This window comes from Kitasatospora sp. NPDC015120 (assembly GCF_043080305.1).
GTDB lineage: Bacteria > Actinomycetota > Actinomycetes > Streptomycetales > Streptomycetaceae > Kitasatospora.
Map to the genome: position 1 here is coordinate 89,153 of NZ_JBIBVJ010000008.1, position 19,939 is coordinate 109,091.

23 protein-coding genes are annotated in these 19,939 nt (G+C 75.8%); 9 read left to right on the top strand and 14 right to left on the bottom strand.

Annotated elements, in window-relative coordinates:
- Positions 1 to 135: 135 nt before the first annotated feature.
- The 3 genes from ACF1AK_RS20350 to ACF1AK_RS20360 all read right to left on the bottom strand — a co-directional run bounded on the left by ACF1AK_RS20350 (position 136) and on the right by ACF1AK_RS20360 (position 1,298).
- Positions 136 to 471, bottom strand: a complete 336-nt coding sequence (locus ACF1AK_RS20350) for an STAS domain-containing protein (RefSeq protein ID WP_391500195.1) — start codon at positions 469 to 471, stop codon at positions 136 to 138.
- On the bottom strand, positions 462 to 908 hold the full coding sequence (locus tag ACF1AK_RS20355; RefSeq protein WP_391500196.1) for a J domain-containing protein: 447 nt from the start codon (positions 906 to 908) through the stop codon (positions 462 to 464). The genes ACF1AK_RS20350 and ACF1AK_RS20355 overlap by 10 nt, the downstream gene beginning before the upstream one ends.
- Positions 909 to 977: 69 nt before the next feature.
- Positions 978 to 1,298, bottom strand: coding sequence for a hypothetical protein (locus ACF1AK_RS20360; RefSeq protein ID WP_391500197.1), 321 nt, complete (start codon positions 1,296 to 1,298; stop codon positions 978 to 980).
- A gap of 72 nt (positions 1,299 to 1,370) precedes the next feature.
- Here ACF1AK_RS20360 and ACF1AK_RS20365 point away from each other — a divergent pair, with 72 nt between their 5' ends.
- The 3 genes from ACF1AK_RS20365 (at position 1,371) to ACF1AK_RS20375 (ending at position 2,687) form a co-directional block, all read left to right on the top strand.
- Positions 1,371 to 1,805: an Hsp20/alpha crystallin family protein gene (locus ACF1AK_RS20365; RefSeq protein WP_391500198.1), complete on the top strand. Its 435-nt coding sequence runs from the start codon at positions 1,371 to 1,373 to the stop codon at positions 1,803 to 1,805.
- A gap of 143 nt (positions 1,806 to 1,948) precedes the next feature.
- Complete coding sequence (locus ACF1AK_RS20370) at positions 1,949 to 2,215, top strand: STAS domain-containing protein (protein ID WP_391500199.1); 267 nt, start codon at positions 1,949 to 1,951, stop codon at positions 2,213 to 2,215.
- Positions 2,216 to 2,282: 67 nt separating this feature from the next.
- Positions 2,283 to 2,687, top strand: a complete 405-nt coding sequence (locus ACF1AK_RS20375; RefSeq protein WP_391500200.1) for a DUF2267 domain-containing protein — start codon at positions 2,283 to 2,285, stop codon at positions 2,685 to 2,687.
- A gap of 314 nt (positions 2,688 to 3,001) precedes the next feature.
- Here ACF1AK_RS20375 and ACF1AK_RS20380 read toward each other — a convergent pair whose 3' ends face one another.
- From ACF1AK_RS20380 to ACF1AK_RS20405, 6 genes are all read right to left on the bottom strand, one after another.
- Positions 3,002 to 3,283, bottom strand: a complete 282-nt coding sequence (locus ACF1AK_RS20380) for a MerR family transcriptional regulator (protein ID WP_391500382.1) — start codon at positions 3,281 to 3,283, stop codon at positions 3,002 to 3,004.
- A gap of 953 nt (positions 3,284 to 4,236) precedes the next feature.
- Positions 4,237 to 5,451, bottom strand: a complete 1,215-nt coding sequence (locus ACF1AK_RS20385) for a PP2C family protein-serine/threonine phosphatase (protein ID WP_391500201.1) — start codon at positions 5,449 to 5,451, stop codon at positions 4,237 to 4,239.
- A gap of 163 nt (positions 5,452 to 5,614) precedes the next feature.
- Entirely contained in the window at positions 5,615 to 6,958 is a 1,344-nt protein-coding gene (locus ACF1AK_RS20390) for a glutamate ligase domain-containing protein (protein ID WP_391500202.1), read from the bottom strand.
- 161 nt (positions 6,959 to 7,119) lie between these two features.
- Positions 7,120 to 7,800 (bottom strand): hypothetical protein, encoded by a 681-nt coding sequence (locus ACF1AK_RS20395; protein WP_391500203.1) that lies wholly within the window; start codon positions 7,798 to 7,800, stop codon positions 7,120 to 7,122.
- 414 nt (positions 7,801 to 8,214) lie between these two features.
- Positions 8,215 to 9,066 carry a DUF1206 domain-containing protein gene (locus ACF1AK_RS20400; RefSeq protein WP_391500204.1) on the bottom strand — a complete coding sequence of 284 codons (852 nt, stop codon included), beginning with the start codon at positions 9,064 to 9,066 and terminating at the stop codon, positions 8,215 to 8,217.
- A gap of 291 nt (positions 9,067 to 9,357) precedes the next feature.
- On the bottom strand, positions 9,358 to 9,861 hold the full coding sequence (locus ACF1AK_RS20405; protein ID WP_391500205.1) for a metallophosphoesterase family protein: 504 nt from the start codon (positions 9,859 to 9,861) through the stop codon (positions 9,358 to 9,360).
- A 242-nt stretch (positions 9,862 to 10,103) separates the two neighbouring features.
- On the opposite strand from ACF1AK_RS20405, the gene ACF1AK_RS20410 reads away from it, so the two are divergent.
- The 5 genes from ACF1AK_RS20410 to ACF1AK_RS20430 all read left to right on the top strand — a co-directional run bounded on the left by ACF1AK_RS20410 (position 10,104) and on the right by ACF1AK_RS20430 (position 13,766).
- Entirely contained in the window at positions 10,104 to 10,619 is a 516-nt protein-coding gene (locus ACF1AK_RS20410) for a MarR family winged helix-turn-helix transcriptional regulator (protein ID WP_391500206.1), read from the top strand.
- Between the two features lie 136 nt (positions 10,620 to 10,755).
- Complete coding sequence (locus tag ACF1AK_RS20415; RefSeq protein WP_391500207.1) at positions 10,756 to 11,784, top strand: LLM class flavin-dependent oxidoreductase; 1,029 nt, start codon at positions 10,756 to 10,758, stop codon at positions 11,782 to 11,784.
- A gap of 216 nt (positions 11,785 to 12,000) precedes the next feature.
- On the top strand, positions 12,001 to 12,135 hold the full coding sequence (locus ACF1AK_RS20420) for a hypothetical protein (protein WP_391500208.1): 135 nt from the start codon (positions 12,001 to 12,003) through the stop codon (positions 12,133 to 12,135).
- 159 nt (positions 12,136 to 12,294) lie between these two features.
- Positions 12,295 to 12,654, top strand: coding sequence for a hypothetical protein (locus tag ACF1AK_RS20425; RefSeq protein ID WP_391500209.1), 360 nt, complete (start codon positions 12,295 to 12,297; stop codon positions 12,652 to 12,654).
- Between the two features lie 677 nt (positions 12,655 to 13,331).
- Positions 13,332 to 13,766, top strand: coding sequence for a PH domain-containing protein (locus ACF1AK_RS20430; RefSeq protein WP_391500210.1), 435 nt, complete (start codon positions 13,332 to 13,334; stop codon positions 13,764 to 13,766).
- A gap of 251 nt (positions 13,767 to 14,017) precedes the next feature.
- Here the strand turns inward: ACF1AK_RS20430 and ACF1AK_RS20435 are convergent, their stop codons facing one another.
- Positions 14,018 to 15,133 carry a hypothetical protein gene (locus ACF1AK_RS20435; protein ID WP_391500211.1) on the bottom strand — a complete coding sequence of 372 codons (1,116 nt, stop codon included), beginning with the start codon at positions 15,131 to 15,133 and terminating at the stop codon, positions 14,018 to 14,020.
- Positions 15,134 to 15,691: 558 nt separating this feature from the next.
- Between ACF1AK_RS20435 and ACF1AK_RS20440 the strand changes: the two genes are divergently transcribed.
- The gene (locus tag ACF1AK_RS20440; RefSeq protein ID WP_391500383.1) at positions 15,692 to 16,102 is read left to right on the top strand and encodes a peptidase inhibitor family I36 protein; all 411 of its coding nucleotides are present in this window, start codon (positions 15,692 to 15,694) and stop codon (positions 16,100 to 16,102) included.
- Between the two features lie 220 nt (positions 16,103 to 16,322).
- Here the strand turns inward: ACF1AK_RS20440 and ACF1AK_RS20445 are convergent, their stop codons facing one another.
- From ACF1AK_RS20445 to ACF1AK_RS20460, 4 genes are all read right to left on the bottom strand, one after another.
- Complete coding sequence (locus tag ACF1AK_RS20445; protein WP_391500212.1) at positions 16,323 to 16,721, bottom strand: hypothetical protein; 399 nt, start codon at positions 16,719 to 16,721, stop codon at positions 16,323 to 16,325.
- A gap of 339 nt (positions 16,722 to 17,060) precedes the next feature.
- Positions 17,061 to 17,642 (bottom strand): RICIN domain-containing protein, encoded by a 582-nt coding sequence (locus ACF1AK_RS20450; RefSeq protein WP_391500213.1) that lies wholly within the window; start codon positions 17,640 to 17,642, stop codon positions 17,061 to 17,063.
- A gap of 44 nt (positions 17,643 to 17,686) precedes the next feature.
- On the bottom strand, positions 17,687 to 18,382 hold the full coding sequence (locus ACF1AK_RS20455; RefSeq protein ID WP_391500214.1) for a hypothetical protein: 696 nt from the start codon (positions 18,380 to 18,382) through the stop codon (positions 17,687 to 17,689).
- Between the two features lie 166 nt (positions 18,383 to 18,548).
- The gene (locus ACF1AK_RS20460) at positions 18,549 to 19,613 is read right to left on the bottom strand and encodes an IS701 family transposase (RefSeq protein ID WP_391500215.1); all 1,065 of its coding nucleotides are present in this window, start codon (positions 19,611 to 19,613) and stop codon (positions 18,549 to 18,551) included.
- Between the last annotated feature and the right edge of the window lie 326 nt (positions 19,614 to 19,939).

The following is a 19,939-nucleotide window of genomic DNA, read 5'->3' on the forward strand; positions in this document are numbered from 1 at the left end:
GGTGGCGGGGCCGGGGAGCGTGCCGTGGTGGTGGGTCAGGGGGCGGGCGGGTGGGGGCGGGCGGGGCAGGCCTCGCCGAACACGGCGGTGCGGTGCGGGCGCGGGCAGCTGTGCGGCATGCGCCTGGTCCCGGGGTCAGCCGGGCGGGTGGGGTTGGACCAGGTCGGCGAGGCCGAGAATGTCGAGCAGCCGGGCGACGATCGGGGCCCGCACGTCCGTGACCTTCAGGTCGATGCCTTCCTCCTGTGCCCGGTGGTGGAGCCGTTCCAGGGCGTTCGCGCCCGAGCAGTCGCAGAACCTCACCTGCGCGAAGTCGAGGTCGACGCGGCGGGGCCGGCGTGCCAGGCACTCCTGGACGCGGCTTTCGAGCTGCGCCGCGGTGGCGAGGTCGATCTCGCCCGTGACCGCGACGGTGACCCGGCCGTCCCACCGGGAGACGGCGGTGCGGAAGTCGTTGCCGTTCACGGCCATGGCTCCGCCTCCCACGGCCGGGGCACCGTCCACTGCCACGGGCCGCCGGGGGCGCCGTCCGGGGGTGCGACCCGTACCGGGCCCACCCGGACGAGCGGTTCGGTCCCGGGTGCCGCACCGGGGGGTGGCGGCGTGACGCGCACGGGCACCCGGCGGCCCGTGGCCGGGGAGGGGGCCGAAGCGCGGCCGGCTGCCGGGCGGGGCCGGGTGCTCTCGCGTGCGGTGTCGTAGGCGGCGCGCAGGTGGGGGTCGTGCAGGATCTCGTAGGCGGCGACGACCGCGGCCAGTCGCTCCGCCGATCCGGGTCCGGCGGGGCGGGTGTCGGGGTGCAGCAGCCGGACCAGGGCGCGGTAGGCCGCGGTGATCTGGCGCGCGGACGCAGTGGGCTCCACGCCGAGCACCGCGTAGTGATCGTTTCGGTGTCGCGATCCCGTCATGGCGGCTCACCTCCCGGGCGACCGGCGGCAACCTCTCATTGACGTGGATAGAGCCTTCCCCAGCACGTGTCAAGATGCCCGGAATGTAGGCATTTGGTCTGGCGGGTGGACTCCCCCGGGAGTCTCCTGGCCCGCGTGCGCCCGCAGGGCGTCGCACAGGGCGTCCAGGCGTGCGAGGCAGCCGTCGATCGAAGCGATGGCGGCGTCGCTCCCGGTGCGCATCCGGTGCCCGACGGCCGCGAGCCGGTCCTCGATCCGCTGCCAGCGTGCCTCGGCGCCGGCCGCCGGGCCGGGCTCGTCGCCGGCGGTCGCGGTCATGGCGCAGCCGGCCGCGGGGTCGGGCCGCTCCCCCATGGGCGTCACTCCTTCGGTGACTTCAGTGTTTGTCATCGGATGGATGACATGCTAGAACGGAATCAGGTGAAGCGCACTGGCACCCATCGACAGTGGAGGTGTTTCGCGATGCTGATGCGCACCGATCCGTTCCGTGAGCTGGACCGGCTGACCCAGCAGTTCTTCGGCGGCACGGGGACCTGGTCGCGTCCGGCGCCGATGCCGCTGGACGCCTACCGGACCGGCGACGAGTACGTGATCTGCTTCGACCTGCCGGGGGTGGACCCGGAGGCGATCGACATCGACGTCGAGCGGAACATGCTGACCGTCAAGGCCGAGCGGCGGCCCCGCCATGAGGGCGAGGGCGTGAAGTGGGAGCTGTCGGAGCGTCCGCTCGGCGTGTTCTCCCGGCAGGTCGTGCTGTCCGACACGCTCGACCCCGAGGGGATCAGCGCCGACTACGACGCCGGCGTGCTGACCCTGAAGATCCCGGTGGCGGAGCGGGCCAAGCCCCGCAAGGTCGCGATCAGCCACCGTGGCGACCGCAAGGAGATCAAGGCCTGACCGCGTCCCTGTGCCGTTCCGTGCCGTCCCCGTCCCCCGGGGGGACGGCGCGGGACGCCCCCGGATCCGTTCCCGCACTCGCCGCCGCGGTACGCCCCCTCGCGCCGGGCGGCGCCGGGCGCGCGGGGCGGGCGGCGCCGTTCGTGGTGAGGGCCTTCGGTGAGATCGACATCGCCACCGCCCCGCGCCTCGGCCGCCGGCTGGCCGCCGCGCTCGGGGCGCACCGGGAGGTGGTGCTCGACCTGTCGGAGGTGACGTTCATGGACTGCTCGGGCCTGCGCGTCCTCGTCCAGGCCCGCAATCGGGCCGACCGGTACGGCGGGCGGCTCGTCCTGCGCGGGGCCCGCGGGCCCGTGGCCCGGCTGCTCCGGCTCACCGGCCTCGGCCGCCGCCTGGCCGCCGGCCCCTGACCGGCCCCTGACCGGCCCCGGCACGGCCGCAGGCGCCGGTGCGCCGGGGCGAAGGGAGGAATACGCGGTGACTCTTCGATGTGAGGCGTTCTTGGACCGGGTCCGGGAACGCGGCGAGTACGACACGCCCCAGGACGCGGACCGCGCGGCCCGCGTCGTGCTGGCCCTGCTCGGCGCCCACCTGGTCGGCGAGGTGCGCGCGAAGCTCGCGGCCCGGCTGCCCGAGACCTTCGCCCTGGTCCTGCTCAACCCCCTGCAGGCGGCCGAACCGCTCAGTCCCGAACGGTTCGTGCGCGCCACCGCCGCCTGGATCGAGGGCGCCACCGAGAAGACCGCCCTGTGGGACATCGGTGCCGTCCTGTCCACGGTGGCCGAGGCCGCCGGCGACGACCTCATGGAGGGCGTCCTGTTCCAGCTGCCGCCCGGCTACGACCTGCTGTTCGGCCGCCCCCGCCATGGCCACCGGCCCTGACCGCCTCCGCGTGCCGCCGCCGTGGCGGGGCGGCGGCACGCCCCCGGAAGGCGGGAGGCCGCCGCCCGGCCCGGCGAGCCACGCTGCCGGCCGTCACCGAGCTGGTGAAGAAGCCCGCCGGCAAGGACCCGCACAAGGGCGTCACCCCCGACGAGATCGCCGCCGCCGGTGCCCCCGTGTCCGCCGCCCGCCGGCCGCTCCCCCGGGCACGCCCCGTCCCGGGCGCGGGGGCGCCGCCGCCGGGAGCGGCGGCGTGGAGGGGGTCAGCGGCCCGCAGGGCGACGGCGGACGGGACACGCCGCGGCCGGTGGCGGTCAGGTGTCCGCGGCCGGCTTCGGGCTGTGCCCGGTCCGGCGGAGTTCCTCGTTCAGACGCAGCGCTTCTTCGAGCTGGTCTTCCAGGATGATGATGCGGCAGGCGGCCTCGATGGGGGTGCCCTGGCCGACGAGGTCGCGGGCGCGCATGGCGATGCGCAGTTGGTAGCGCGAGTAGCGGCGGTGGCCGCCTTCGGAGCGCAGCGGGGTGATCAGGCGGTGGTCGCCCAGGGCTCGCAGGAAGGCGGGGGTGGTGCCGGTCATCTCGGCGGCACGGCCCATGGTGTAGGCGGGGTAGTCGTCGTCGTCGAGCTTGTCGGGAGTGTCGGGGCCGGCCGTCGTAGTCACTGCACCTCTCTGGTTCTGGGGAGAACGCGTCGAGGGGCCCCGGCACCGAATCGGCTGCCGGGGCCCCGAAGGGATATAACACCATCTACCGGCCGGAGCCGGTCTTCTGCTTCCGCTCCGCCCCATGCGCGGGGGGATGCGGGGATCGCGTATGCGTGACCGGAAACCACCGTCCTTGCCTTGGGGTCTGCGGTGTCCGCCCGGGTGAGTGCGTCACGGGCCGGGCGATCCTGATGGCGCTTGCGCCCTCCATTCATCCTCTGTACTGGTCTTCTCCTGCGTGCCGCGGTCGCCCGCGGTTCCTGCTCTGCCGGTGTCCGTCGGGGCCCACCGGGGCCGGTGGCCGAGTCCCGTCGTCCGCCCCGTACCGGCGACGGCGGGGACCGGCGAGCGGCCCTCCCGGCACGCGCGCCCGCAGCCTGGGCGCCTTTGCCGGGCTCCTGCCTGGTGCACGGCTGCTGGTACTGCTTCCTGCCGAACTGCATGGCTACCGCTGGTCGGCGGCCCCTGATGCCTGCGGGCCGCCCGGTCCGGCAGCCAGTCCCGTCGCCGTCCTGCGACTGCCTGGCTCCGGCACTCCGCTGCCGGACCGTCCTGCGAACTTCTGTCCAACAACCCCGGCCAGTTCGTGTCTGTCCGGTATCGCTGACCGCTGTCTACGTGCACGACATTAACCCCGCCCGCGAGGAATGTCTACTCCGGCGGGAACAGATTTTGCGGGTTCGCGGCGACAGGCAATCCCCCGCGGCCGGGCCAGGAGGACGGCGGCGGGGGCCGGGCGCCGAACGCAGCCGGGCCGGACCGGGGCGGACCGGGCCGGACCGGGGCGGACCGGGCCGGACCGGGGCGGGGCGGGCGGTCTGCGGGGTGCGGGGTGCGGGGTGCTGCTAGATGTTGGCCCCGGCGTGGGCCCGGCGTTCCCCCGTGGTGGGGCCGTGCCAGTCCAGGCACATCACGGTGGCGTCGTCCTGGAGCCTGCCGTCGCAGGCCTCGATGACGGCGGCGACCAGGGCGCGCACCACCTCGCGGGGATGCTCGGTGGCGGTGGCGGCCAGGAGGGCGGGCAGGTCGACGGATTGCGCGCGGCGGTCCTGCATGCCGTCGGTGTGGAGCAGCAGCCGGTCGCCGGGGCGCAGGTCGATGTCCTGCACCCGGTACCGGCGCTGCTCCTCGACGCCGAAGGGCAGGTCGGCGTGCAGGGGCAGCGGTGCGACGGTGCCTTCGCGCAGTCTCAGGGGGCGCGGGTGGCCGGCGTTGACGAGCTGTGCCCCGCTTCCGTCCAGGGCGATGCGCAGGAGCTGGCCGGTGGCCAGGACCCCGGGTTTGTGGGCGAGGAGGGAGTGGTGGGCGAGGTCGGCCTGCTCGGCCAGGCGGGCCGCGGCGCGGCGGGCGCCGCGGGAGGCGTTGACGAGGAGGGTGGCGATGAGGGCGGCGTTGAGGTCGTGGCCCATGGCGTCGGTCAGGGACAGGTGCAGGGTCTCGCGGTCCAGGGCGTAGTCGTAGGTGTCGCCGGCGACGCTCTCGGCGGGCACCAGGGCGCAGGCCAGGGTGAACTGGGCGGCTTCGCAGCAGGGGGCGGTGGGCAGGAGCTGGCGCTGGATCTCGGCGGCCAGACTGACGGGGGCGGTGCGCTGGGCCCAGTGGTAGAGGTCGGTGAAGCGGCGGTCGGTGACCACGATGTAGGCGAGGGTGTGGGCCGCCTGCTCCACCTGTTCCAGGGTGTCGGCGCTGACGGCGGCGGTTGCGGGCAGGGAGAGTTCGAGGAAGCCGATGGCGTCGCCGCGGTTGGTGACGGGGGCGATCACGCGCTGCCCGTGACGGCCGGCGCTGTCGGGGGCGCGGACCAGTTTCTGGGTGCGCAGGACCTGCTCGTAGAGGCTGCCGGCGAGCCGGATCCGTTCGGAGGCGCGCCCGTGCAGGGTGGTGGCGTCCTCCGCCACCCGCACCACGCTCTGGCCGATCAGGTCGAGGAACAGGAAGGAGACGTACCGCGCGCCGAACCGCGCGCGCAGGTTGGCCGCCACCACGTCCAGCGAGTCCACCGGCGCCGCGGCCTCGGCCGCCGCCAGCACCTCTCCCAGCACCATCCGCTCCCGCGTCACACCAGCCTCCTCCGCAAGTCCAGGACCCCCACCTTCCCGCGAGGACCCGAGGCATTCCGGCCTCCCACACCGCGGTCACCGGTCCCGTGCGGCCGGGAACCGTCACACCGCCGCCCGCCCCGGCGGGCGGCGGGGCGGGGCCGGGGCGGGCGGGGGCGGGCTGTCAGGCCGGGGGCAGGCCGAGTGCGGTGCGGGCCTCGCCCACCAGCCGCAGCGATCCCAGGGCCACGAGGAGTCCGCCGTGGCCGGCCAGGGCGGCGGCCCGGTGCAGGGCGGTGGTGGTGTCGGGGGCGGTGACGGCGCCCGCGCGCCGGCCGGGGGGCAGCCGGGCGAGCAGGGCGGTGGGGTCGGCGGCGTCGGGTGCGTCGGTGCGGGTGAGGACCAGCGGCCACGCTCCGGGCAGCCGGGCGAGCATCGCGGCCGCGTCCTTGCTGTGCATCGCGGCGAAGACGACGGCGGTCCGCGGGGCGCGGGGGCCCCGGGCCGCGTGGGCGATGCGTTCGATCTCGGGTGTCACGGTGGCCAGGGCCTGCGGGTTGTGGGCCCCGTCGAGCAGGACCCGGCCGTGCCAGCCGTCCAGGCGGGCGTCGGTGATCAGTTCGAGCCGGCCGGGCCAGCGGGTGGCGGCCAGTGCCGGGCGCAGGAGGTCGTCCGCCGGGGTGGCGGCGTGGCCGCGTTCGGCGAGTGCGGCCGCGGTGGCGAGGCCGAGGGCGAGGTTGTGGTGCTGGTGGGTGCCGGGCAGGGGGCAGGGCAGGGCGCGGTGCTCGCCGCGCGGGGTGGTGACGTCGAGCAGGACGGGGCCGCCCGTGGCGTCGGGGCGGGCGGTGCAGTGGATCTGCCGGCCGAGCTGCCAGATGGTCAGGCCGGTGCGCTGCGCGAGTTCTTCCTCGACGGCGGCCTGTGCCTGGGGGTGCAGGCGTGCGAGGACGACGTGGTCGCCGTCGCACACCGCGCCGGCCTTGGCCGCGGCGATCCGGGCCAGGGTGCCGCCGAGTGCGTCGGTGTGGTCCAGGCCGACGCCGGTGACCACCTTGACGTCCAGGCCCAGCTCCCGCACGGCCGCCCGGCGTCCGCCGAGGGCCGCCTCGGCCACCACCCGGGTGACGCCGGCGCGGCGGAAGTGCACGGCCGCGACGGCGGCGCACATGCTGGCCGCGGACAGCGGCAGGCCGTGTTCCTCGGTCGCCGTCACCACCTCGGTGTAGGCCGCCGCGTACTCGGCTCGGCTGACCGGCCGGCCGTCGACCCGCACCCGCTCCCGTGCCTCCTGAAGGTGCGGGCTCGGCATGCTGCCCACCCGCCGGCCGGCCGCGGACAGCGCCGCGACGGCGAACGCCGCGGTGGAGCCCTTGCCGTTGGTCCCGACCACCATCGCGCCGCGCAGCCCGTCCTGCGGGCGCCCGAGCGCCGCCAGCAGCGCGGGCAGGTGCTCGCGTCTGGCCTCGCGCTGCGCCGCCGGGATCCGAAACAGCCGGGCGAGGTGGTCGGTGCACCGCTGGTAGTCCATGGGGCGCCATGCTGTCACCGGGGCGCCGCGGACGGCCGGCGGTGGTGGCGGTGACGCCCGATCGGGTGACCGGGGGCGCAGAGGAGGCGCCCCGGGGCGGGTGCGGCCCCGCGCCCGGGGCGGGGCGGGGCCGCACCGGCGGCCTGCGTGCCGCGGGTGTCTCAGGTTCCGGCCGGAAGGGTCCTCACGAAGACGTCCGGTACGCCGTAGTTCTTGCCGGGGGCGATGGGCATCCCCGATTCGAAGGCGAACGTGCCGCCGTCGCCGGTCATCGCGACCGGCCCGGGAATCGCGCCGACCGGGCCGCCGTCCGGCCAGACGCTCACGATCTGCACCCGGCCGGTCTCCCGCTTCCACAGGAAGACCGGGGGCACCAGGTGCGGCGGCCGCCCCTCGGGGCTGTCCGGCATGAGGAGCACGCTCCGGCCGTCGGCGCTGAGCGAGGCGTAGCTGGTGGTGTGGGTGAACGGGGTCGGGTGGGTGGTGCCGGTCGCCGTCTCGCGGATGAACGTGGTCGATTTCTGGTCGTTCGCCGTGACCGGGCTGCTGCCGGTGCGGTTGAAGAGGAGCAGGGTGCCGTCCGTGCTCAGGGACAGCCGGCCGGTCAGGGTCCGCTCGGGGGTGGACCCGTCGTACGCGGCGTCCGCGATCCGGCGCCCGCCGGTGCTGCGGTCGAGGAGGTGGACGTGGCCGGTGGAGGGGGTGGCGCGCCTGAGGTGGGTGCAGGCGATGCGCTGTCCGTCGTCGCTGACGACGGGTCCGGCCGCGTCGTGGAGTTCGGTCCCGGTGCTGGGCGCGCTGACCTGCTGTGTCGTGCCGTCCAGCAGGTCCCGTACGTACACCCGGGTGCCCTGGTCCGCCTGCGGGCCTGCGGGGGCGGCCGCGGAGAACGCGACCCGTCGCCGGGCGGCACCCCCGGTGCGGGTGGGGCCGTGGTCGAGGGGTGCGGCTCCCGGGGCGGGGGGGCGGCGTCGGCGGGTTTGCCGGGGACGGCACGCAGGGCCGGCGGGGGTTGCCCATGAGGAGCGGTGTCATGTCGGCGCCGGGCGGGCGGCGCGGACGGCGGTGGCGGCGCGCCGGTCGCGGGAGTTCCCCCGCCGTCGTGGGGCGCTCGGCGCTCGGAGTGCGGGGCGGGGGCGAAGCCGAACCGGACGGGGGCCGGGGGGCGAGCGGGCCGAGGTCCCTGCCGTCGGGGGGCGGTGCCCTGGCCCGGTGGTCGTGGCGCCGGGCCCGGTGGCAGGGCCCGGCGCCACGGGTCAGAAGCGCCGCCAGCGGGCGGAGGCGAACGAGAACGCGCCGAACAGCAGCAGGCCCACCGCCGTGGCCGTGAGCAGTCCGGGGCCGGCGGGCGTGGCGGCGAAGGAGCGGAGGGTGTCGTCGATGCCCTTGGCGCGGTCCGGGTCGAAACGCACGGCCGCGGTGATGAGGAAGACCCCCACCCCGGCGAAGACCGCGCCGCGCGCCGCGTTGCCGGCGATCCCGCCGGCGGTGACGGCGGCTCGGGTGCGCGGGCCCATCGCGCCGGTGTCCAGCTTGCGCAGGAACGTGCGCAGGAACGCGCGCACGGCGATCCCGGTCCCGATCCCGATCAGGACCGCGCCGGCCGCGACGACCAGCGCGCGCCCGCCCGGCAGGCCGAGTGCGGTGGCCGTCCAGTCCTTGGACGTGCGGTCGCTGTCGGAGCCGGTGCCGGCTCCCGCCGCGAAGGCCGCGGTGCCCCAGCAGACCGAGGCGTAGAACACCGCGCGCCCGGCGTTGAGGAGCCTGCTGCCCGGCTTCGGGTGCCCCTGCCCCTGCCCCTGTCCCTGCCCCTGTCCCTGGTCGCCGGCCGCGGCGGTCACGGCGCGCCACAGCGCCATGCAGGCGAAGCCTGCGGCGAGCAGCCACAGCAGCGCCCGCCCGAAGGGCTGGTCCGCGATCCGCTGGAGCGCGCCCTGGCGGTCCGCCTCGTCGGAGCCGCCCCGGCCCAGGGCGATCCGCAGGGCGAGGTAGCCGACCAGGACGTAGACGACGCCGCGGGCGGTGAAACCGGCCCGGCCCGCGGAGCGCGGAAGGCGCCCGCTCCACGCCGTGGGCCGGCGCCGGGCGTGCTGTGCGGTGGACACCATGACTCCTCCTCGGTGGGGAGCGCGTGCCGCGCCCGGCGGCCCGTGTGCCCGCCTGCGCGGCGACCACACGTGGGTGCTCGTGCGCCGTGGGGCGGGAGGCGGTCCGCGCGGTGGCCCGGGTCGCGGTTGCGCCGGGGCGGGAGGCCGGGCCGCAGCGCCGCGCGGGGTGGTCCCGGGGGGGGCGGCGAGGGTGCGCAGCGGGGTGAGGTTCCGCCGGTTCTGCGCGCGGGGCCGGGCGGGGCGGTGGGCGCAGCGGCGGGTCCCGTCGGACGGTGTGTCCGCGGGCCCGGGTCAGGGGCGGGGCGGCAGGCGGTGGAGGCGGACGTCGGTGAGCCGGCCGTCGTCGGCGCGGGCGGTGAGGAAGGTCGCGAAGGGCTGGCGGCGGCGGTCCGTGGGCGAGCCGGGGTTGAGCAGGCGCAGGCCGCCGGGGGCGGTGCTGTCCCAGGGGATGTGGCTGTGGCCGAAGACCAGGACGTCGGTGCCGGGGAACCGCGCCTCGCAGCGCTGTTCGCGCCTGTGGGCCGGGCCGGTCTCGTGGACCACGGCGAAGCGCAGGCCCCGCAGTTCGACGTGGGCGGTCTCGGGCAGGCGCTCGCGCAGGGCGGGCCCGTCGTTGTTGCCGTGGACGGCGACCAGCCGCGCGGACCGTGCCAGCAGCAGGTCGAGGGTGGCGGTGTCGACCCAGTCGCCGGCGTGGAACACCACGTCGGCCTCGTCCACGGCCGCGAGCAGCGGCGCGGGCAGGTGGCGTGCCCGCGTGGGGACGTGGGTGTCCGAGGTGATCAGCAGGCGCATCCGGGACTCCGGCCGGGGCGGCGGGTGGTGGTGGGTCCGATCCTCCCCGGAGGGCCTCGCCACGGGCCGGCGAAACGCCGGGGTGCGGAGCGTTCCGGGCCTGCCTGTGCGGTGAGGCGCGGGCGGGCGCCGGCCGGGGGTGCGGGGCGGTGGGCGAGGGCCGGGGGTGCGGGGCGGGCCGTTGCGGGGCGGTGTCCGGCGTCGTCGGCGGGCGGTGCCGTGCGCTCGGTAGCATCGGCCGCATGGCGGAGCGGGCGGAGCGGGTGGAGCGGGTGGAGCAGGCGGGGCGGGCCGAGCGGGCGGGGTGGCTGGAGGAGCACGAGGACGAGGTCTGGAGCGGCTTCTTCGAGACCCAGGTGCTGTTCTGGCGCCGCCTTGCCCAGCAGTTGCAGCAGGAGACCGGCCTGTCCGAGCCGGACCTCGCCATCCTCCAGGCCCTGTCGGCCGCTCCCGGCGGGAAGCTGCGGCCCTACCGGCTGAGCGGGGTCACCCAGTTCGAGAAGAGCCGGCTGCACCACCACCTGACCCGAATGGCCGGGCGCGGCCTGGTCACCCGCGAGCCCTGCCCGGGTGCCGGGCGCGGCGCGGTGGTGGCCCTCACGCAGGAGGGCCGGGCCGCCGTCGCCGCCGCGCTGCCCCGGCGTGCGGCGCACATCCGCCGCTGGTTGACCGGGCCGCTGACGCAGGATCAGCGGCGCGAGCTCGTGGGCATCTGCGCCGCCCTGACGCAGCGGCTGAAGGACGACCCGCCCGCCTGAACCCGCCGCCCCCTGAACCCGCCCGCTCCCTGGACCCGCCCGCTCCCTGGACCCCCCGAAGCAGGTTGACGTGTCAACCCGGCGCGCCCATGCTGGGGTTGACACGTCAACTCGATGCCGTTCCGGGGGGACCGCCGTGCGTTTCCTGCTCCTGCCCCATCTGCCCGACCGCTCCAAGCCGGACCACGACCAGCTGCGCGAACTCGTCGACTACGCCGTGTTCGCCGAGGAGCTGGGCTTCGACGCCTACGGCATCGGCGAGCGGCACGACCGCCCCGCCGTCTCCAGCTCCCCGCCCGTCCTGCTCGCCCACATCGCCGCCCTCACCTCGCGGATACGGCTGTTCACCGCCGTCACCACCCTCGGCATGCTCGACCCGCTGCGCGCCTACGAGGACTACGCCACCGTGGACCACCTCGCCGGGGGCCGGCTGGACCTGATCGTCGCCAAGGGCGCCTACCCGCGGTCCTCGCGCCTGTTCGGCGTCACCCGGGAGAACCAGTGGGAGCTCTTGCAGGAGAACTACCTGCTGTTCCGCCGGCTGTGGCGTCAGGATCGGGTCACCTGGCGGGGCCGGCTCGGCCGCTCGCTGGAGGACGCCGAAGCGCTGCCGCGCCCGTTGCGGCCCGGGATCCGGATCTGGCACGGCGCGGGGAGCAACCCGGACTCCGCCGACTTCGCCGCCCGGCACGGGGACCCGCTGTTCACCCCCAACGGCGCGGGCGCCATCGGCCCGTACGCCGCGATCGTGCGCCACTACCGGGAACGCTGGGCGGCGTACGGCCACGACCCGGCCCGCGCCCTGGTCGGCGCGGGTACGGCGGGCTACTTCGGCGCCCGCACCTCGCAGGAGGCGGTGGCGCGCTACCGCCCGGTCTTCGAGGCGCGGCTGAAGGTCAACCGGGCCTTCGACGGCGCCTCGATCCGCTTCGACACCGTCGAGGACTGGATCGAGCACGGCTCGGTGCTGGTCGGCAGCCCGCAGCAGATCATCGAGAAGGTGCTGGGCCAGCACGCGCACTTCGGCCACGAGCTGCTCCATCTGCACGTGGACGGCGAGGTCCTGGACCGCGCCGACTACCTCGGCACGCTGGAGCTGTTCTTCGCCGAGATCGCGCCGGTGCTCCGCCGCGAACTGCCCAGCCGTCCGCTGGACGACGCGTAGCGCCCCGGCGGGAGCGGAGCAGGCCGGGGCCGGGGCCGTGACCGCCCTGCGCGGCTTCCGCTCCACCGCCCTGGCGTTCTTCGCCGTCCCGCCGCTCCTGTCCGACTTCCCCGGCCCCCGCCCCGGAGGGCCGCACCCTCGCCGGCGGCCTCGCGCCGCCCAACACCGCCGCCCAACACCGCCGGCCTCATCGGCGGCTTCGCCGGCCCCGGCGTCATGGGCCGGGCCGAGGAGCGCACCGGCAACCACCTGGCCGGCCCGGGGATCTCCGCCGGGCCGGCGGCCCTCGGCGCCGCGGCCGCCGCCCGCCTGCGGTTCTGCGCCACCGACGAACGACACCGCGCGCGCTGACCCCTCCCGGCCCCGCCCCCCGGGGGGCCGGACCGGGCCCCGCCCCCGTCCGGGGCGGGGCGGGGCGGGCGCTGCTTGACGGGTGGCCGGCCCGGGCAGGTACCCGGGGTGCGCCGGCGGGCGCGGGGAGGGGGGCATGTCGTGGGGTGGTGGGTCGTCATGCCGGGCGTGGCCGCCGCGCTGACGGTGATCGGCGGCCTGCGGTTGCGGCGGGCGCGCCGCGCGTTCCTGGACGCGCCGGTGGTCCCGCGGGCGCAGGAGGAGGAACTGACGGTGTACGAGGTCGCCCACCTCCACGGCGGAGCCCGGGCGCCGGCGCGCACGGTGCCGGCCTCGATGGTGCTCGGCGGGCGGGTGTCGGTGGCGGACGGGGTCCTGACCGTGGTGGACCCCCGCGCGCGGGACGCGGTCGAGGCGGAGGTCGTGCGGGTGTTCGGGCGGGTGCCGCGCCGGCGGGCCTGGCGGCGGATGGAACGGCTGCAGCGGGCCCCGGGCGTCACCGCCGTCGGCCGGCGGTGAGGCGACCAGGGGCTGGTCGGCCATCCGGGCCGCCTGCGGGCGGCCGAACGGGCCGCCGGCCAGCTGGCCGTGATCCGGCCGGTCTCCTTCGCCCTCGGCGCCGCGGCCGTGTGGAGGGCCGCGGCGCGGGGCTTTCCCCATCCCCTGCTCCCGGGGGCCGCCACCCTCCTGCGCGTCGTGGCGGGCCGGCGGGCGGCCGCGGACCCGCACCTGCGCTCCGGCGCGGCGACGCAGGCCGGCCGCGCGGCCCGGCACCGCCCACCAGGAACGCCACCGGCCCTGGCGGGCGCGCCTCCACGACCCGCTCGGCGACGAGGACGCCGGCTTCCCCGGCAGGACCACCCGGGGCGAATTCCACGGCAGGCTCGTCACGTTGAGCAAGGCGATCAGCCCGCCGCCCCCGTCGGCGCCGCCGCCCTTCGAGGGCCCGCCGGGCCTGGGCGGCCTGTGACGCCCGGGCGCCGGCGGGGCTCCGGCGGCGGGGCGAAGGCCCGGCGGCCGGGGGGCCTTCGCCCCGCAGCCGGCGATGGCCTGTCGGTGAGCAACTCCCTTCCCTACAATGCGAATCCGGCCGCCCGCCGGCGGTGACGACGGAGCGGTGACGACGGAGCAGTGACGACGGTCGGGGGGCGGGCGGCATGAGGGGCGATCGGCTGGGGGTTGCGCACGAGTACCGGGTGGCGACGACACGGGTCGGGGGCCTTGCCCTCACCGTCCTGCTGCTGTCCTTCGGCGCCCTGCTGCCGATCTGGAGGGACAAGGAGTTCGCGCCGTCCAGCAAGGTGATCGGCTCGCTGCTGGTGATCGGCTTCTGCCTGCTGGTGATCGCCGGCGCCGCCCGGGCCGGCACCCTGGTCACCGCCGAGGGGATCACCGTGCGCGGCATGGTGCGCCGGCGCCGGCTGCCCTGGGCCGAGATCACGCGCTTCACCAAGGCGCCCAACCCGAACGCGCACACCGGCCGCGGCGCACCGGCGTTCCTCGCCTACGCGGTGCGCTCCGACGGCCGCAGGGTCCACCTGCCCTACGTCGACGACAAGCACGTCCTGGTGGACCGCGAAGTGGAACGGCTGAACACGCTGCTGGCCGAACACCGCGCCGACGCCGGCTGACCCCGGGGGGGCTGCCCCGGACCGGGCGGCTGCGGACGCGTGGCGTCCGCGGACGGTCCGGCCGGGGGCTCCACGCGGCGTTCGCGGGCGGTTCGCCGCCGGATCGCAGCCGCGTGGCCGGTGAGGGGGCCGGGTGCCTCCCGGTGACACGGGGAGAACCCATCGGTACGTTTCCGGCGTTGCGCCCCGGAGCGCCCCGGAGCGCTGGGGGCGCTGCGGGGCGCAGTGCGGTGGTCGCCGCGGTGGCGGGGTCAGCGCAGGGTGCGCAGGAAGATGTCCGCCTTGCCGTTGGTGTCGCCGGGGACGAGGTCCTCGGCGGTGGACTGGAAGACCACGTGGCGTCCGCCGGCGCTGACCGTGTCGGTGCCGGCGGTGGCGGGGCGGTCGGTGACGCTCTCGTCGGTGCCCGTCTGGAGGTCTCGCAGCGTGAGCGGCGCGGGGCCGGTGGTCCCGGCCGGGGTGTGCAGGAGGTAGCGGCCGGTGGGGTCGATGGCGAGGCCCTTCACGCCGGGTACCGGCAGGGCGGTGCCGGAGGCGACGTCGTGGACGTAGGTGTCGGGGCCCGAGCGGTAGACGACCTTGGTGCCGTCGTCGCTGAGCTGGACGAGTTCGGCCTCCCGGTCGGGGCCCTCGATCGGGCCGGCGGCGGTGTTGTCGGCCCAGTCCCACAGGTAGACGTCGTGTTCGCCGCCGTCCTGGTAGGCGAGGCGGGTGCCGTCGGCGCTGATGGAGGGGCGGGTGGGTGCGGTGTTGTGGATGATGTCGACGGTCTGCAGGGCGCCGGTGTCCGGGCTGCGGACCTCGACGCGCTGGTTGGGCTCGGGCGGCCTGAACCTGACGCTGAACGCCTGGTGGTGCTCGTTGGCGCCCATGGCCGCCTCGCAGGTGAAGAGCGAGCAGGTGTAGGCGGTGGTCCATCCCCGGGTCAGGTGCACCTGGTAGAGGGCGGTGTTGGCGAACCTGGGTGCCAGGTAGGCGAGGACCTGGCCGTCGCTGCTGAGCAGGGGCGGCGCGGAGGCGTATCCGTCGAACTGCCGGTTCTGTCCCGTCGCCAGGTCGCGGACGAGCACCCGGTCGTTGCGGCCCGTGGTGCCGGGGGTGAGGTTGGCCGCGTAGGAGGTGAAGACGATGCGGTCGCCGGCCGGGGTGATCGAGGCCCTGGCGGAATCGTCGTCGGCCTGGGTGCCGTCGGCCGCGACGCTGACCCTCTCGATACCGGCCGGGCGGACGGCGGCGGCGCCTGTGGCGCCGGCGGGCCCGGCCCAGGCCGCTGCGGGCAGGGCCATCGTGATCACCCCGGCCACGGCCGCCGCGCTGCGGGTGACCCGCCCGCTTCGGGCGGCGGCCCGGTTCGTACGTCCTCGCATGTTCCCCCCACGCGGTTCGCGGTCCGGTCCCCCGTTCGGAGGCCCATCGACCATCAAAGAGCGCCGGGGTGCGGGGGGTCAACGCGTCGGCGCGCCGGATGGCCGACCGCGACGGGTGGTTTCGGTCATCCGCCGGGCCGTGCCGCCACTCGGCCTTCTCCCGTCCCACCCGCAGAAGCGGGCTCCGGCGACGGCGTCGTGCGCGGAGCGGCGCCTTCCGGACCCGGGGGGAACCGGCGCGTTGCCCTGTCCGCGGTGCTCCTGGCAGGCGTTCCTGTGATCGGTCGAGGCCCTCCCCCGCCATCGTGTCCGCCGGCCGCTGCCGCGCCCGGCGGTCGGCCGATGCGGCTACGGCGTGCGCCTTGCGGCTCAAGGCGCCGGCAGCGGTGGCGGTGTGGGGGTGGGACGGGTGCGCCGGGGCGGGCGCCTGTGCGCCCGGTGGTGGGGGTGCGTCCTGCTTGCCCGGTGTCGTCACGGTGGGTTTCCATGGCGTTGCCATCGGTGAGTTGCCGTGCGGCGGGGATGCCCGCCCACCGTCCCGGAAGGACAGAAGACATGATGATCCGACGCCTCGCGTTCGCCCTCGCGGCCGGCACGATCGCCGCCGCCCTCGGGTTCGCCCCGTCGGCCGCCGCCGGTCCGGGGGATCCGGCCGGCGGCGGGGCGCGGCAGAGCGTGCGGTCCTACGACGACTGCCCCGCGGGCAACTTCTGCATCTTCAGCGACTACAACGGCGGGGGCAGGCGGTGCTGGTGGCCGGCCGAGGGGTCCTCCTCGGTCCCGGACACCGCTGCCGGATGCCCGTTCATCCGCGACGGCCAGAACGTGCGCTCGGTGCGCAACCGCACCGAGCACCGCGTCCAGTACTACACGAGCACCAACTACAACAACCGGGTCGGATCCACCCTCGCCGGCGGCCAGGGCAACCTCCAGGGCACCTACCAGATCCGCTCCTTCAAGCCGCAGTAGCCGCGGGCGGCGGCGGGCCGGGGGCGGGCCGGGGGCGGGCGGGGCGGCGCAGGGGGCGGCTGCGGCGCGAGCGCCGTTGCCGCGGTGCGGTGCGGGTCGCCCGTTCACCGCGCCCTCTGCTCCGGGAAGCAGGACGCGGCCCGCGGCCCGGGCGGGGCGAGGTGCACCACCGGCGGTGCGGCGCGGCGCGGGGGAAGTGCGCGGGCGCGGGCGGGGCCGGTCAGATGGCGGGGGTGCAGGCGGCGTCGACGGCCAGGACGGCGAGGGCGCCGGCCTCGGCGGCGCGGCGCAGGTCGAACACGCCGGTGAAGGGTCCCGTCACCAGCAGCAGGACCTCCTGGGAGCGCAGCGCGCGCCACCATTCGCGCCCGGCCATGATCGTGGTGTCGAGCCAGGTCTGCCCGCTGGGGCGGTGCACGGTCAGGCGGGGTGCGGCGGCGGTGACGGACCAGCCCGGCGCGGGGCCGTCCTCGGGGAAGCCCGCCTGCCGTGACCAGCCTTCCTCGACCCGCAGGGGGCCGGCCACCGGGGCGGGTACCACCAGGACCGGGCGCCGGTCGGGCAGCAGTTCCGGCCAGGCGCCGTCGATGAGTCCCGCGTTGGTGGTGGTGATCTCCATGCCCCGCCCCTTGCCCCGCATTCCGTCCCGGCACACTCCCCGCCCCGGGCACCGTCCATCATGGCCCACTTCGCTGCCCGTGTCCCACGTTGCCGCCAACCGCACGGGCATCGCCGGGAAAGACCGGCCCGTGGCCGAACGTCCGTTCGTGGCAGTGGCGTTGACGGCCCTTCGGGGGCGGACGGGTGTTCGGGGGCGGGGCGGCGGGGCCGGGCGATGCGGGGCGGTGCGGGGCGGTGCGGGGGTGGTGCGGGGTGGTGCGGGGTGGCCGGGGGGTGGGGCAGGGTCCGTCCGGGGGCTGCCCGGCTCCGGTCGGACCCTGCCGGTGCGCGGTGGTGGTCACCAGACCTTGTCGAGGCGGAACAGGTCGGCCTGGAACTGCATCTGGACGACGTGGTCCCCCTCGCCGCCGCCCTGGGCGACCAGCCAGCTGCCGCTGTTCTGGGCCTGGAAGGCGGTCAGGCCGGTGCCCGGGACGGTCTTGCCCCAGAACACCTCGCGCGCGTCCCAGTTGCACTCCTCGGTGATCAGCCAGCGCCCGTCGTCGCCGTAGCCGCGGTCGATGGCCAGGCACCACCAGCGCATGTGGTCCTTGAACTTGTAGAACTTGGCGTTCGGGTCGTTGGGGTCGGGGCGGCTGCAGACCTGGAACTGCTGGTTCGCGGCGCCGTTCCAGCGGTACTGGACGATGGAGCCGTGGTCGGGCCGGCTCTTGGAGACGTCGAGCACGAGGTTCTCGCTGCCGTACTTGCTGGGGGTGTAGATGCGGTAGCCGCCGCCCTCGCAGGCGTAGCCGTCCATCGGGTCGGCCGCCGAGGCGGCGGGGGCCGCGACGGTCAGCAGTGCGGCGGCGGTGACGGTGGCGCCGAGGACGGCGCCGGCCCGCCGGGCGAGGCTGTTGCTGTGCTGGGTCCTGGCCATGGGGGTCCTTTCCCTCCTGCTGGGTTCGTGCGACGGGGCCGTGGCTAGGGGCAGATCTGGCGCTGCGCGGCCCACCGGACCGTGCCGGGGGGCATGTACTGCGTGCACTCCACGGTGCCCACTTCGAGGCTGCCGAACGTGACGTAGCGGCCCTTGCCCGTCGAGCTGGAGTTGACCCAGTAGCCGGTGCCCGGGCCGGAGCGGGCGCACAGGTAGCGGGCCCACTCGCCGGAGATCTCCAGGACGCCCCGGTACAGGCCGTAGTAGCCGGGCGTGTTGATGTCGAAGCTGTAGGTCCGCTCGGTGGTGCGGGTGGTGCTGCGTTCGGTGGCCACCGACATCCCGACCTTGATCCCGACCTCGGAGAGGGTGGACTTGTAGCTGGCGTTGAACTCGGTGCTGTTGTTGATGCTGGTGTTGACGGTGGTCTGCTCGCGCATGGTCTGGGTCTGGCGGCCGGTCGTGCCGGGTGCCACGTTGAAGCCGATGAACTCGGTGATCACCGGTTTGACGGTGGCGGAGGTGATGTCGTCCCAGATCTTCTCGACGTCGGGGTTGCAGGCGGGGCCGGGTGGCGGTGTGGCGTGGGCCGGTACGGCGCCGAGCCCGAGACCGGCGAGGGCCACAAGGGCGGCGAGGGCGGTGGCGGGTGCGGCGCGCCGGCGCCTGCGGGCGGCGGTGTGGGCCGGGGCGGGGGCGGGGGCGGGGGTGGGGGTGGGGGTGGGTGAGGTGCTGCTCACGAGGGTCTCCCTGTGGTGAAGGGGGAATGGTCCGCTGCGAACTACCGGAAATCCTCGGCCACGGCGCGGCGGGCTTTCCATCCCACGTTCCTGAGGGGCGTTCGTGACGGAGCACGGGCAGGCGGCGGGGGCGCTCGCGGGCGCCCGGGTCCGTGGCGCGGGGGTTTCAGCCGGCGTCGGCGAGGGTGCGGTAGGCGTAGGCGGCGGACATCAGGGTCATGTAGTGGTGCCAGCCCGGGTAGGAGCGGCCCTCGAAGTCCTGCAGGCCGAAGTCCTGGGTCAGTTCGCGTACCGCCTCGCCGGTGCCGGCGTGACAGGAGACGAGGGCGAGGAGGTCCTCGGGGCGCCGGCGCACCAGGTTGGTGATCCACACGACGGTGGGGTAGCGCGGGTCGGTGAACAGGCGGTAGGTCTCGCGGGCGCGGGCGCCGGCGGCGGAGGGCAGGCGCACCAGGGTGTGGCGTACGCCCGGCGGGGAGACGCAGGCGGCGGCGGGCAGGTCGCGTCCGTTGTCGTCGAGCGGCAGGACGGTGAACACGCCGGGCACGGCGAGCACGAAGTCGTGGCAGTGGTGGGTCAGCACGCGCAGCAGGGCGGCGCTCTCCTTGCTGTCGCGCAGGTCGGCGACGATGGGGGCGGGGGCGATGCCGGAGCGTTTCAGGCGTTCGACCATGTCGAAGGTGTCGGCCCAGATCGGTGAGGCGGGGGCGTCGCGGGGGACGCGTGCGCGCCGGCGCAGGCTCGGCAGGGACCATTCCTGGGGCAGGTGCAGGCGCCAGTCGACGGGGACGGCGGCGGTGGCGCCGGCCAGGAACAGGGCGGTGCCGACCTGGCAGTTGACGGTGCGTCCGAGGTGGGGGACGAAGCGCCGGTGCACTCCGCAGGAGTGGTCCCCGCGTTTGGGCACGACGGTGGTGACCACCGTCCATGCCCGCGGGCGCAGGCGGGCCTCGGCCCAGCGGGCGAGTTCGCGGCGTACCGGCTCCCAGGGCCAGGGGCTGGAGTTGACGAACTGCTGCAGCGACTGCGAGGCGGTCGGGGAGTCGGTGACGGCGGCGGCCAGGTGGCGGACCGTCTTCTTGCCCGGTGCGGTGAGCAGTCCGTGGAGGTAGGCGTGGCCGCGGCGGCGCTGGTCGGCGCGCTGCAGGTGGACGAACAGGACGTCCGCGAAGGCGGACAGCCGGTCGGTGGGATGTGGCGGAACAGTGGCAACAGGGCAGTGCGGCAGCATTGGTACCCTTCCCCCTCGAAGCACGTCTCCTGCCGCCCAAGAATAATTGAGCTGACGATGTTTCCGGAGTCCAGGAACCGGACAAAGAACACCCGGTCAAATCGACGTCATATCGAGGTCAAGACACCGGATGCAGGGGGAATCGGCCAGCAGCGGATTCCGGGATTCCCAATCCGATGTGCCCGCTCTGCGTCCGCGGCACCGTGTTGCTGGTTCACTCAGCACACGAGGCGGTTGCTCTTCGCGCCGTCCTCCCGGTACCCGCCGCGACGGTGGCCGTCACCTCGCACAATTCCCATCCGCCCGACCGTGCGACCGTCCAATGC